Source organism: Haloarcula taiwanensis (genome assembly GCA_002844335.1).
GTDB classification, from domain to species: domain Archaea; phylum Halobacteriota; class Halobacteria; order Halobacteriales; family Haloarculaceae; genus Haloarcula; species Haloarcula taiwanensis.
Genome location: CP019157.1, coordinates 62,919 through 76,549 on the forward strand (window position 1 = coordinate 62,919; position 13,631 = coordinate 76,549).

Annotated in this window: 11 protein-coding genes and 2 pseudogenes; 5 read left to right on the top strand and 8 right to left on the bottom strand. The window is 54.2% G+C overall.

The features are described from left to right. Positions 1 to 9 precede the first annotated feature (9 nt). The 3 genes and pseudogenes from BVU17_18455 (at position 10) to BVU17_18465 (ending at position 4,259) form a co-directional block, all read left to right on the top strand. Complete coding sequence (locus BVU17_18455) at positions 10 to 2,502, top strand: RND transporter (protein AUG49557.1); 2,493 nt, start codon at positions 10 to 12, stop codon at positions 2,500 to 2,502. 136 nt (positions 2,503 to 2,638) lie between these two features. Continuing rightward, positions 2,639 to 3,235 (top strand): transcriptional regulator, encoded by a 597-nt coding sequence (locus tag BVU17_18460; protein ID AUG49558.1) that lies wholly within the window; start codon positions 2,639 to 2,641, stop codon positions 3,233 to 3,235. 288 nt (positions 3,236 to 3,523) lie between these two features. Next, positions 3,524 to 4,259 (top strand): annotated as a pseudogene (locus BVU17_18465) (hypothetical protein). A 304-nt stretch (positions 4,260 to 4,563) separates the two neighbouring features. Here the strand turns inward: BVU17_18465 and BVU17_18470 are convergent. From BVU17_18470 to BVU17_18490, 5 genes and pseudogenes are all read right to left on the bottom strand, one after another. Beyond that, positions 4,564 to 5,148: pseudogene (locus BVU17_18470) on the bottom strand (transposase). Positions 5,149 to 5,180: 32 nt separating this feature from the next. Further along, positions 5,181 to 5,687 carry a twitching motility protein PilT gene (locus tag BVU17_18475; GenBank protein AUG49559.1) on the bottom strand — a complete coding sequence of 169 codons (507 nt, stop codon included), beginning with the start codon at positions 5,685 to 5,687 and terminating at the stop codon, positions 5,181 to 5,183. After that, positions 5,684 to 6,052, bottom strand: a complete 369-nt coding sequence (locus tag BVU17_18480) for a hypothetical protein (GenBank protein ID AUG49560.1) — start codon at positions 6,050 to 6,052, stop codon at positions 5,684 to 5,686. Before BVU17_18480 ends, BVU17_18475 begins: the two co-directional genes overlap by 4 nt. Positions 6,053 to 6,226: 174 nt before the next feature. Beyond that, complete coding sequence (locus BVU17_18485) at positions 6,227 to 6,604, bottom strand: hypothetical protein (GenBank protein AUG49561.1); 378 nt, start codon at positions 6,602 to 6,604, stop codon at positions 6,227 to 6,229. After that, a complete protein-coding gene (locus tag BVU17_18490; GenBank protein ID AUG49562.1) occupies positions 6,601 to 7,473 on the bottom strand; it encodes a chromosome partitioning protein ParA in 873 nt (290 codons plus the stop codon). The genes BVU17_18485 and BVU17_18490 overlap by 4 nt, the downstream gene beginning before the upstream one ends. A 193-nt stretch (positions 7,474 to 7,666) precedes the next feature. Here BVU17_18490 and BVU17_18495 point away from each other — a divergent pair, with 193 nt between their 5' ends. After that, entirely contained in the window at positions 7,667 to 8,032 is a 366-nt protein-coding gene (locus BVU17_18495; GenBank protein AUG49563.1) for a hypothetical protein, read from the top strand. A gap of 202 nt (positions 8,033 to 8,234) precedes the next feature. Here the strand turns inward: BVU17_18495 and BVU17_18500 are convergent, their stop codons facing one another. The 3 genes from BVU17_18500 to BVU17_18510 all read right to left on the bottom strand — a co-directional run bounded on the left by BVU17_18500 (position 8,235) and on the right by BVU17_18510 (position 12,082). Then, on the bottom strand, positions 8,235 to 8,765 hold the full coding sequence (locus BVU17_18500) for a hypothetical protein (protein ID AUG49564.1): 531 nt from the start codon (positions 8,763 to 8,765) through the stop codon (positions 8,235 to 8,237). Between the two features lie 9 nt (positions 8,766 to 8,774). Further along, positions 8,775 to 9,359, bottom strand: a complete 585-nt coding sequence (locus tag BVU17_18505; protein ID AUG49565.1) for a transcriptional regulator TrmB — start codon at positions 9,357 to 9,359, stop codon at positions 8,775 to 8,777. Between the two features lie 395 nt (positions 9,360 to 9,754). After that, entirely contained in the window at positions 9,755 to 12,082 is a 2,328-nt protein-coding gene (locus BVU17_18510; protein ID AUG49566.1) for a hypothetical protein, read from the bottom strand. A gap of 441 nt (positions 12,083 to 12,523) precedes the next feature. Between BVU17_18510 and BVU17_18515 the strand changes: the two genes are divergently transcribed. Then, positions 12,524 to 13,465, top strand: a complete 942-nt coding sequence (locus BVU17_18515; GenBank protein ID AUG49567.1) for a hypothetical protein — start codon at positions 12,524 to 12,526, stop codon at positions 13,463 to 13,465. Positions 13,466 to 13,631: the final 166 nt, after the last annotated feature.

The window sequence follows — 13,631 nt, forward strand, 5'->3', positions numbered from 1 at the left end:
TATGTCACAATGCTAGATTATCAGAAATACATCGACATACTGGACGATTGGATTGTCAACCGTGACAAGACAGTCGTCGCTGTGTTCATTATCGCAACCCTCATTCTGTCGGCGGGGTTCGGTATGACCGCAACCGACTCGGGGACATCACAATTCACTGAAGGCGTTCCCGCGCAAGAAGCGTTCGACGAGGTCAACGATAACTTCGAGCGCGAACCGTTCGGTGAGGGGACTGGCTCTACAACGCTTATTCAAAAGGACCAGAACGTCCTGTCGAAGCCAGCTATCCTCAACATGCTGAAAGCACAGAACCGGCTTACAGAGCGTGAATCACAGGACGTTGTCGGGACGACAAGCGTCGCACAGGCAGTCGCACAGACGCTGGACCCGAACGCAGACACACTCCCAGAGCAGATCGATGCCGTAGAAGCAGCCTCGCAGACAGAGATTAAGTCTGCCACCCGAACCACACTTGAGCGCCAGCCGGCAGTCGCAGGGCTACTCAGCAACGATCTAAACCGAGAGGAGCCGTCGGCATCTGCAACACTGACGACTGTCACACACGAGGTTTCAGGTGTCTCAAGCAGTGCTGGGACAGAGGGGTCATCACCACTGACGCCCATTCAACAGGAAGCGGAGTTCATTGTCAGCTCGGTTGACGGTGATATCTCTGTCTTTGGAAGTGGCCTCATCTCTGCGGAGTTGAGCAGTGTCATCTCCGACTCATTGGGGCTCGTCGTCCCGGCCGCCGTGGTTCTGATTCTGTTCTTCCTCATTATCGCGTACCGGGACCCGTTTGACCTGCTTATTGGCCTTGTCTCCCTTGCGATGGCGATTGTGTGGACATTCGGGTTCATGGGATGGGCCGGTATCCCATTCACGCAGATGTTGATCACAGTCCCGCCGTTGCTTCTTGCCATCGGAATCGACTTCGGCATTCACGCTGTGAACCGATACCGTGAAGAACGGATCGAGGACATCGAACCAACACCCGCGATGCGGACCGCAACTGACCAGTTGCTCCCAGCGTTCTTTATTGTGACAGGAACGACAGTGCTGGGATTCGCCGCAAACGGGACCAGCCAGCTCGGCCCGATCCGCGACCTCGGGTTCGTGGCCAGCGTCGGAATCATATTCACGTTCCTCATCTTCGGTATTTTCCTGCCGTCATTCAAGCACTTCATGGACCGGCAGCGTGTGCGATACAACCTTCCTGAATTCAGTATCGCTCCAATCGGCTCTGAGGACTCCGCAGTCGGCAAGTCGCTAACCGTCGGCGTGACAATCGCCCGCCGAGCCCCGTACATATTCTTTGCCCTCGTACTGGTGTCTACGGCAGCTATGGGGGCGTATGGAACTGGGATTGATACCCGGTTCACCACTGAAGACTTCCTCCCACCGGAGGAGAACCCCGGATACGTTGAGGTTCTGCCGGAAGCTGTGGCTCCGAGCGAGTACACCGTCACGAAACAGATTAATTATCTTGAAGACACCTTCGAGAGCGGCGAGAGTGACACAGTAACGATATACGTTGAAGGGTCGTTACAGGACGGAACAGCGCTAGAGGAGATCCGCCGGGCGAATCAGGACCCGCCTGACTCCTTTGTTACAGCTGGCGGGAGTGCAGATACGACAAGCATCCTTACCGTGATTAATCGGTACGAGCGTACTTCGCCGGAGTTCCGTCAACTCGTCGCACAGAACGACCAGAACGGTAACGGCGTGCCTGACCAGAATCTCCCGACCATCTACAACGCGCTGTATGATTCGCCGTACGGCGACCGCGCGGAGTCGTACATGACTGATGACTACACGCGAACGCGCATCGTGTACTCCGTTGAGTCCGATGCGAGTCAGCAGGAAGTGACGGACGATACGAGAGCTGTTGCGGATGAGTTCCGGATGGAGGCGACTGCAACCGGTAGTGTTGTGGTATTAAAAGCCGTCTCAGATGTAATCGCAGAATCGGCGTACATCAGCCTGGCTCTCGCCATTCTCGCGTCCGCAGCGTTCCTTCTCTTCGCCTACTGGCTACTTGAACGTCGTCCCGGATTGGGGGTTGCGAATCTCGTGCCGATACTGCTCACTATTGCCGCTTTGGCAACGACAATGCGGTATCTGGATATTCCCTTCAACGTCCTCACCGGAACGACATTATCGATCGGAATCGGGCTTGGTATCGATTACTCCGCACACCTCGTGCATCGGTTCTCCGAGGAGTACCGAGGAGACACTGGCTTGCTGGAAGCACTCGACATTAGCGTCCGGGGAACAGGTGGCGCACTGGCGGGCAGCATGGTCACCACAACGTCCGGAACCGGCGTGCTCGTGCTTGCGGTTGTTCCGATCTTGGGCCAGTTTGGATTGCTGATTGCCCTCAGCGTCCTTTATTCGTTCATCGCGTCCATACTGGTCCTCCCAACATCGATTGTCATCTGGGACCACAGTCGGAACACGCTCGATTCACTGCTTTCGTCGCGCTCAACATGGAGTCCGAACTGATGGATTCTCCTTTGCCCATACTTGTGGCCTGTTACGACCAAATCGACTGGTCCAGTTCTGGCCCGAAAGATGTGCGGTTCGAGGAGACCGAGCTGCGGTGGCAACGTAGCCACCAACGAGGGAGGAGACTGTTCAAATGACTGAGGATAGTGACACACTGGGTGCCACTGAGAAAGAAATCATGTATGCAACGCACCAAGCACTGGTTAAGAGTGGCTACGCTAAACTCTCGATATCGCTCATCTCGGACGAACTCGACAAGGCTAAATCGACGATCTATCACTACTACGACTCAAAAGACGCTCTACTCATTGAGTTTCTCAGGTTTTCTATCGACCGATTCGAATCGACAATCAATACCACCATCGGCGACAATCCAAAAGACGATCTTGACCACATCATAACGATACTCCTACCGAGCCAGCTAAAAAAGGAAAAACGCCAGCTTCACTCCGTACTAGTCGCAATTTCTCCGCAAGCTCTGGATCAGGAGGCGTTCCGCGAGCAGTTCACCGAAATCGACAACCGACTCACAGCAATCATCGAAAGGACCGTCCGCCGTGGTGTACGCACAAACGTGTTTCAGGACGTTGACCCGGCGCAAGAGGCCGAACACATTTTGTCGGTAATCAAAGGGACCATGTACACTCGTCTCACAACCAACCGTGAAGCCGCAGCAGTACGAGCAAGGACCTCTCTATTCTCCTATATTAACTCGCATTTGATGGCCTAACCTCTCATCAGAGGATATTCCAAAGAACGCCCTGTACAAAATCGTCAATATAGAAGCGCTTGACAGGTACGCTTCCAACGAAACATGGCACAGCTCAAAAACACTGGATTACTCTCTCAAACAGATCTGATAATGGCGTTCACAATTTCATAAGCATGGGGAGCAATCGGCCGGCTACAACTGTAAAAATACCCCACTCGTGAAGGATCATGATATCGTGTGGAGATGACAGTCATCTAGATACGGACGGAAACGCATGTTATCTACACGCCTACGATTCAATCGTTCATGTACACAATCGCTGACTTACCTATCGAGAACACACTCCAAACGGCCGAATACGATCTCGAACTCGGATCGGCACTCCGTCGGATGTCTGAGCACAGCTACACACAGATCGGTATCGAACGCGGCGGCGAGTTAGTCGGGATTGTCACCTACAGGTCAGTCGTCCGGACACACCTTGCATTCCATCAGCTGGAGGTCGGAAACAAAACGCTCGATAAGATCTCGGTCGGCGCAGCAGTCGAAGATGCAACACACCATCAGCGAGGACGAGAACCTTCTGGCCGTATTCGATGCACTTGCAGAGTACACGTACATCGCAGTGGATCGTGATGACGAGTGGCGCATCCTGACCGACTACGATCTCCTCACGCAGCTGAAACAGATGCTTGAGCCGTTTCTGTTAATCGAATCCATCGAAATGCAGTTGCGCGAGATTTTCACGCGAGTGTTCGGAGATTCGCTGTCGGAGCAGTTGGCCGAAACCTTCGACGAGGAACACCCACTGCTGACGCCAGCGTCAATCGAGCACTGCAGTTACGCACACTATGCCCAATTCATCTCGCTTCACTGGGCAGAATTTGAATCACTCTTCGATGATCAACAGGACGTGATTCGCGAGTTAGTGCTTGAAATCGGGGATATGCGAAATCAGCTCTTTCACTATCGAGTCGACGACCCGGACGAATTTGACCGAGACCTGCTTCGCTTCGGTCAGTCGTACTTCTCCTCAGTGTAACTGCTGCGTTCGTGCGCGGGGGGGTCCTGAGTATCAGGCGGCTCGACGGCAAATTGAGCAACTGGCCTGAGCTCTATGCATTGAGAGAGCCAGTCTCAACTACTATGAGCCGGTGGAAGTTGAGACTACAGGGGGTTTAGCGGGACTGTGATGCATGGTTTTAGCCGATTCAGTGAACGGGAATTGACTTAGATAGCTCTCCAAACGCCCGATCTTGTTGCACTGCCACTCATGTTCGCGAATTTAGACGACTTCCGACAGCGTTGCCACTCAGACACCGCGCTATTACGGGTGGAGAACCTCACTATCCGATTCCGGTTTCTTTCTTCAACAGCGTCAGCGTGTTGTCGGCTGTCACAATTGGTGAGTGTTCGTATTCACCGGTCAATTCGACCTGTACGAGTAGATCCACCGCACGCCAAATCGAGTACAGGAGACACGCGAATGCGAAGTAGAAGAACCGGAGGCCAAAGTCCTTCGAGGTCGTGGCGGCCATGAATCGCTTGATTGACCTGTAGCCACTCTCGATCTCCCAGCGATAGCCGTACTCAGTAAGGAATCCACTGCCGCGGTTCGACATGAATACCGAGTACTGCCGGTTATAATCATGTTCAGAGTCTTCCTTCCGTCGGTAGATCAGCGTTGTCTCGTGCCACTCGTTCTCCCCGAGATGGAGCTTGCGGTCGGTCTCGTACCGGTTTTGGTCACGTCGGAGCAACCGTTTTGCCTGGGCTTTCCCACTGGTCTGCATCCGTTTCGGGACGACATACGACAGTCCACGCTGGCTAAGCATCTCTAGAATGTGCTGGCTGTCGAACTCCCGGTCCATCAGCACGTTATCGACGTGAACGAGGTTCTCGGCAGAGTTAAGCAGATCTTCGATGATTTCTAATCAGGCGTTTTGAACTTCGAACAAGCCTGTCATCGATACTCCGAAATCGTTCGATACGGGGCGTAGTAGCCGATCTCATCGATCCACTTCGACAGCCACTCGTCAGCAGTGGCTTCGTCGATCCTCCCAGCATCGATTGCAGCCAACAGAACGCCAACCGACCCCACAACGGTCACGCCCTGGTCTTTCGCAAACGACCGAGCATCTCCGTCGTCTGTCAGCAGTCGACCGTCGTGTGCGTCGGCAAGGGCGAACGCCTGTGCTTCCCCAGGATCGAGATGCTCCCCAACAACGGCTTCTCTGTTTGCGACAGTATCCGAAATCGCCGCAACTGGGATTTCGTCGTCAAGCGCATCGAGTGCTTCCTGAAGATATGGGTGGTTAGCAACGCCGTGTTCGAGCTCCTCACGAACGACTGGTACCGTACAGATTCCAGAAAGGTCAGCTACTATCCACAGCTGATCGATGTGCGCAAAATTCGAGAGGACAGTCGTGTTCAAGACGCTCGGGTTCGCTGGGAGATCGTTACCTGTCATTTAGCACGTGGCTCCTCATCAGACGAGTCCTCATCATCGAATTCGAGTTCGCGTGCTGCCTCTACCTCGTAGGCTGCGTCGTCTTCGTCAACGAGTCCGAGGCGAAGTTCAACACCGTGCTCGCGGAGGATGTCACGCATCGTCCAGCGGTCGACAGCAGCGAGTCTTGCAGCATCACCGAGTGTGATCCGCTCACGTTCGTAGAGAGCGACCGCAGCTGCAATCCGTTCGTTCTCGTGGGCCTCAAAGTATTCACGCACGAACTCGCGCAACGCATCGCTCTTGCCACCAAACACACCAGCCTCGACAGCACCCTCAATGAGGAGGTCGAGGTCATCTGGGTAAGAACCGGTAATTCGTGCCATCGTTCTCTCATAGACTACGACTTCATACTATTTATGAACTACGTCAGAATACAATATGCATTGCGACGACTGGTCTCAACTACTGTCGGCTATAACCATCCAGACATGAATCGGCCCTAGAGAAGGGGTGACGCGAGAAAACGAGCGGTTTGCTATCGCCGAGTCTTGCGAGAGTTACTTCATCCCGTAGCCCATCTTCCGGAGCTCGTCTTCGACGGTTCGGGTATCGTCGTTGGCAGCCAGCACAATCGCTTCGAGTACGTCGATTTTGTAGACCGACTCAGACTCGAAGATCTCGTCCATCGCGTCGACGACGTCTTCGACGTGGGCCTCGGCTTCGTCGCGGAGGAACAGATTCGCGTGGTTCCGACCGTCTTGCACGCCGTCGCGCCGATACTTGTACGGTAGTTGCTCAGTTATGTCGGCTGGTTCAGCACTTGTGTTGGTCTCCAGGTCCGTATCTGCCTGGGTGGTATCACTGTCAGGCTCGGCGGCAGTCTCGTCTTCCTGGTCGAAGTCGTCGTCGAACGGGGAGCCAGCGCCGGACTTCATGCATCGAACACCGCCTCGATTTCCGCCGCGAGGTCGTCGTACTTTTCGAGCGTGGCGTGTTCGCGGTCAGGAACGCGTCGGACGCCCTTCTCGCCATCCTTGTAGGCTTCTTCGACCACCTGGTAGGCGGTCGCCCGTGCGTCCCACATCTCCTGCATCAGCGACTCTCGCTTGCGGAATACCGCCGGCACCTCGTAGTCGATATCTTCTTCGAGCGTTGCGAGATGTTGCTGCTGGCCCGTCGTATCGCCGAACGCGACAGGAACGATGCCGAGCACGCCGACCTCGATGTCAAGGTTGTCCTCCAGTCCGTCGACGAGCTGCTCCAGACCGTCGATACTGAGTGAGCCCTTGCCAGACAGTTCGACCGGGATGAGCACGGTCTGCGTGACCATGACCGCGTTGTAGAGACCCTGCCCCTCGGACGCCTGCGGGTCACAGATGATGGCGTCGTACTGCTCGTGGATGCCGTTGCGGCCGAGTAGCTGGTAGAGTTGCTCCTCTTCGACCCACTCTGCGTCGGGATTCATCTGCTCTTCCGTCTCTTTCGCCCGCCGCATCGTCGTATCCAGCGACGAGAGCATGTTGTGGGCCGGGATTACGTCGAGGTTCTCCACGCCGGTGTCCTCGCGGATGAGGTCCGCAAACGACCCTTTGCCGCGGCCGACCATGTGCCGAACGAGATTATCCGCAGCGCCGTCGTCGCGGTCGTCGTCGACGCCGAAGATGTAGGAGATGGACGCCTCCTGCGGGTCGAGGTCGATGACGAGCGTTTTCAGACCGTTCTGAGCGTGAGCGTGCGCGAGGTTCGCGGCTGTCGTTGTCTTGCCGACGCCGCCGGCCTCACTGTACGTCGTATATGCCAACATGTGTTATTACTGTATGTTGCTACTACTAATAATTAGCGTGTGTTAGTAACGTCTGTTACTAACGCGTGTAACTAATGGTAGTAACTAAAGTTAGTAATACATCGGAAACAGTGGGGTTTGGGAACACTCGCAACAGGGTGTGACCGGGCTAACCAACACAAACGCTATTGTGCGCGGCCGTGTTGGTTAGCGCATGAGCGACGAAGACTATGCTCACCAAGCGCTGTCGGCGCTGGAACGAATCGACGTCGAGGCGCTGGAGCAGGAATGTCGTGATGCGCACGAGGACGCGGTTGCCGCCGTCGACGAGCTGGCCGTGCTGCTGGAGAGCGACAGCGGAGTCGATGACCAGGACAGCGTGGACACGCCCGAGGAATGGGCCGACGACGAAGATGACTGGGACGAGAAGGTAGCCGACGCCTACGAGCAGGCTGAGATACCACGCTCGAAGGGCACGCTGACAGTGAAGACGATCGACGATCGCGAGTACTACTACTTGCAGTGGCGCGAGGGTGACAAGGTCAAGAGTCAGTATGTTGCGCCGGTCAAGCCTGCGTAGGGTGTTTACTTCGGGGGCAGTGGTGTGGGAACAGTCAAAATCGTTGTAGGTCTAACTTGTTGTTGGGTGCGGGAGTTATCCCCGAGAGAGGGTTCAACAAGGCGATAAATCCGACACCGGCACGTACATTCTACACTACTGCGTACCCCTAGGAATATTGCAAACAGGTACGAAGACAGAGCCTACCTCATCGACAACCCGGTTACGTAATTTCGTCGATCAACTCGAATCCGTCTCTGAACTGGATTCGATCTTCGAAGCCGTTGGCTGCAAGTGCGGCGACAGTTCCTTCACCAGCATCAGTATCCGTGGTCACAACGCAGACGTATCGAGCGTCGTCGCTCTCAAGAAGAGTCGCTGCAACAGCGCCAAGGGCCGTATCTGCCTTCTCAATCTGATCCTCTGCTCGATTTGATGACCGAGCAATGTATGACCGGATGTCATCCATTACCCGAGAGACTGTGCTGTTCGCGTAGTCGGGTTCAGCAGCAACTCGAACCCAGCCAGCATCGAGTGCACTGTTAATCGGCGTCTGTCCCGGTGTGCTGCGGTCTGGTGCTCCGCCGAGTTCCGCATAGACACGCTGGGGAATCACGAACGTGAGGTCGTTCTGAGCGGCGAAGCGTTCGAGAGCAGCGTATTTATTATTCTGCTGCCGCCCACAGGCGATGAAGAATCCCGTATCTGCGACCCACGCCACGGACTCCTGAAATGGGTCGAATGGCGTACTCATAGGTGTCCGTCAGTCCTCTGCTGACGGTGGTTGGTCGCGAGCGTTCCGGATATCTTCGAAGTATGGATCAACGGTTTCCATGTCCTGAACCACATCTCGGAGCGCATGCAGGACCGCAATCGCGAAAGCCTGCTGCAGATCGAGCTCCCGAGCTGCGACTCGTTCAGACATCTCACCGTTAGCATAGGGGATGGCATACGTGAGCGCAGCCGCGAGTTTGCCGAGCCCGTATCGTTCTAGGAGGAGGTCGAGGTCCTGGTCGTGTGGTGAGCGACCGACCGCCTCGATGAGAGTGGGGGTGACGGTATACTCGTCACCGTCCAGATCTGCAGTCAGCGTGATCGGGACAGCGGAATACGTGTGCGTCTTCTGGTCTTCATCTCGGGTCATGACACCGAGGTCAACGAGCGTTCCCATATCCGAGTACGCTGTCGTTCGAGGAATCTCTACCGCAGCGACGATATCGTCGATGGTTACGTCGCCCTCACGGAGAACAAACGTGTAGAGCCGGGCCAAGCGTGGCTCTTCCAGTAGTTGTGCAATCGATAGGAGCCCATTGATAGCTCGTTCTGGGTCCCCGGCGACTTTCGACATACAATTCATAATTCATGTATTGGGTAATAACTGTTGGGACGGCGTCTTCAGCGCTGGCGGTATCTGATACCTACCGGTTATCGGTCAGTTCCGGCGCAACACTTCGGGTAATTCCACGCAGTCTCGGGATAGTATTGAATAGTTGTCGCTGCTCAGAGCAAAGGTAATCGTCGCCGGAGTGGTGTTTGTGGGGTGGGTTTACTGTCGGTTTCAGATTCGTTTTTTACTGTAGCTACCGAGTGTCTGACTGAGCTGGGTTTTCGCGGGTTCGTAGCGAGCAGTACCACTGTGCAATATCCAGATTATGCCACAGACAAGTTCACAGTGGATGTTGACTGATTCGGTAGCGCAACATGACTTCGATTGCTCTGCTCACAGCGGTTCGAATCTGGAGATCAGGAGAAGTCACCGAGTGTGGTCCGCTCTGTCTCTCCACTCGTCTCACCGCCAGACTCGTCCGCCCCATGATACCGGACAAGTTCGACATCCGAATCACGTGACCGGATCGATTGACTGAATGGGACCGCTGCGCGGCTGTCGTTACTGGGGTCCCACTCACTGACCGCATCTAAGACATTCTCGCTCGTTACCTGGCCGATACTCTCAGCCTCACGGACGGTGTCGAGAAAGAGCGATTCACCGTTCTCTGAAAGCAAAGCCGATAGCCGCTCAATCAGATAAGCTTCGACACCGGGATCCCAATCGGACGTCGAGCCACCCGTTGTGTCTATCTGATCTTTCAGCGTATTGTAGCGGTACCGTCCAAATTGATCGGCTGCATCAAGAAGGTACATATCGGGGCCAGGAACCCCGGCCTCTATTTGGGCGGCCAGTGTTCCCAACCACTCAGGTTCGGTTGGCATATCAATGGGGGTGAACAGATGGCTCAAACTCTCGATTGCTGTCGAGAGATTCCCCATCGTACCTGCGAACCCGCTGATATCGAGACCGAATCGATCTTCAATCTGCCCGACAGACATACCTTCACACCACAGCCAGCAGCCAAGGGCTGCCGTCGTTCCCTCTGAGTCGGCAAGATCGTGTGCCGACATCCAGTTTCCAAGCGTCCCTCCCCCGGTCATCGATAACCCTGCATCGCAGTGGTAGTATTCAGCTGCAAGCCGCTGGACGAGTGCCTCTGGCGTGAGTTTACCTTCTTGCGAGGACAACCATTCAGACAGGCTGAGTACCGACTCAATGGTGTTATCGAACCAGTTGCTGTGTTCGTATTCGACGAGCGCACGTCCCTGGTCAGTCGCCTCGTAACGCGTCTTTTCTGCCTGCGGTTGTGAGACTATTTGATTGACTAGTCCTTGGCGGGTCAGCCACGCAAGCGTCTCGCTCACAGCGTCAGTAATCTCCTTACCAGGTTCGACATCCATCGCAGTCCGAAGATGCTGCGGGATTTGTTCGACGGTTTCCGACCAATAAAGCGTTGATCGGATGAATTCCATCACTTCTTGATCAGATTCCCATCCATAGGCGACGAGCTCCAGTACTAACCACCGGAGGGTACTCTGGCCAGAGAGGTGTGTCTCGACATCCTCTAGGTCTTTTTCTTCAATTGGTGTATCGAACTGAAACTGATCAGATGCGTTTTCATCACCGAACAAGCAGAACGCATATGCTTGGTCGTACTTATCCGCGTCACGCCCTGCTCGGCCTACCCACTGCACGTACTCGTAGACGCCAATGAATTCACCTGTCCAGTGCTTGAGATCGGCAACGATAACGGACTGTACCGGGGAGTCAAACCCATAGCTGAGCGTTGTTGTACAGCATACACACTGAATTACGCCCTCATCGATGTACTGCTCGATGAGTTCCTTGATTCCATCTTCTAACCCAGCGTGGTGATACCCGACACCGGCAGTGAGCATACTAATCAGTGTCCGGTGTTCGTCCGTCAGTTCAGTGCTGATCGCTTCCTTGATATCCGCTTCGAAGTCCACGTTGTGGTCTGTCTCAAACTGATAGAGCTTCGATAATCCACGGGCACGGGATTCAGTATAGCTACGCTGGTTGTTGAAGATGAGGAACGGGCCCTTCTCCTCGTGAGACCGAATGAGTCGAGCTAATTGTTGTGCGTACTTTTCTTCAGTTGTCTCAACGGGAGTCTCCTCAATTGGGACTGCTCGTTTTTCACTGCTGATCGTGAGGTCTGCATCCAGCCACCGGGCGATTGTATGCGGGTTCCCGACTGTCGCTGAGATTCCAAGCAGCTCCATCCCACTTTCAAGAGCGGCACTGATCCCCTTCTCGATGTTCGCACCCCGATGGCTGCTATAAATTTCGTGAAAGTCATCGAGAATGACTGTATCAAATCGATTCGCGTACCCACGGACGACAGCCTCGTAGAAGGACTCGAACGTTGCGACAACGATATTTGCCTGCGCATAGCCGTGGCCCTTATTGACTGTTGCATCCTCTGGTGTCCACGCAGAGACAGTCTGATACTTTTCAGTTACCAGTGATACTGATGGGACAAGATATGCCACGTTGTCGCCATTCTGAAGGGCTTTTTTTGTGACGGCTTCAGCGACGAACGTCTTTCCATTCCCCGTCTCAGCAATCAAAAGGTGGTTCCCGTCGTCAAGCACGCTGTCAGCAAATGCCTCGTGCTGCGTGAGGGTGAGATCAGTAAATTCCGGCGGTTTCTGGTCCAGAAGGTCCTGAATAAGCTCCTGGTCTCTCTCCGGGATCGATTCTGGAATTGGCGGCATTATGCTTCATATGATGTTTCGTGATTTAAAATGTCCCACACGTTGTGCGGTTAGTCGTCCCACACATCCAACATTAGTTTGGCCGGGGCCTCTTCGAGTAGTCGTGATGATCATCCTTGTCGTAGGCACGTTTCCAGTCTGAGGATATGAAATCGAACAGCGCCGCTTTCTCCTCAGCGGCCACAGGGTCAGCGAAGCACATCTTGTTGTGCCGGACCGCCTGTGTCGAGACACTGGTCGGCAAAGGCACTCATCTAGCGGTTCATCGGTGTACAGCAGGATCGTACCGGCCTCCGAAACCGCCGAACCAATATCGAGTAGCATGTTGAGCACCAGTAGCCTGCACAACTGGACACGATAGTCTGGGATACAGTCACTTTAGGGAGGGGACCAGCAGACGCTATCCTTGATTTTTATACAATTTGGTATGAAAGTACAGGTATGTCGACAGCATACGAATTGGTCAAGTTCGCGGCTGAGACAGACAGGGAGTTGTTTTTCGATCCTTCAGTTGATCTGGAGGTGATGGATTACGTCTCCACAGCGACGGATGAACAGGAACGAGAATATCAGCGGCTACTTGAGACTCGATATACAGTTACCGATGCCCTTGCAGAAGCTGGAGGAAATCAACCGGGTCCGCTCAAGAAATCTGAGTTTCGTATTCCAGACCAGACTACACACCAATATCTCAACGAGATGAAAACCGGTGAAATAGCTGACGAACTACACAATCATCCAGCCGTCACACGTGCAGTAATTGTTAGTCTCGCTGATGCCGGCTACCGGACACCGGGCGATTTTCTCTCTGAGTCGGCCGATCACATCGATATTGCGAAAGATGCCGGTCTCGAGCGGGATGTCGTTGCGGCAATCGCGAAGGATTTTGTCGGCGGATTTACCACCGGAACAGAGTATCGGGAGACCGACGGCCCGTTTGCTGACGTAGAGCTTCGTGATTCATTTGCTGGATGGTCACTCCGACCTGTGGATGACAGCGACTCCGCAGTACAGTGGGTCACTGAAGGACGGTTTAATCTGACTATCAAATCCTCTGGCAACCGGTTCTCGATTGTCGTAAACACACCAAAAGACGAGAAACACCCATACTACCGGAAAGGGAGAGAAGTAATTCTCAATGCCGAAGAAATCGATGTCGAGAACGCACTCGAGACGGCGTACGAGTGGCTAGCTGAACATGCAATTCCGCCGATTGAAGAAACGGATTTGACTGATCAACTCTACGTTGGTCCAGCCACGCATGACTATCTAGTTCTGGAATATGGTATCTCGTCGAGAGCTGAACTCCAGAACTTTGCCGAGGACAACCCCGAGGAAGCGGACGCCCTTCTTCAAGAAGGTGCGCTGAGCGATGTGGAGTGAGAAGGCTAGCTACTGATACGACAAACTCACTGCGCTATTCGGGAACAGAAACGGCTACTGCTTCAATTTCTCCACTGCTTCCGGATCGTCTATTTTCGAACAGTCTTCTACCTAACTTGCTTTACTTTCACTCCCCACTACCAATCTTCTTTTGTAAGCCTATTGT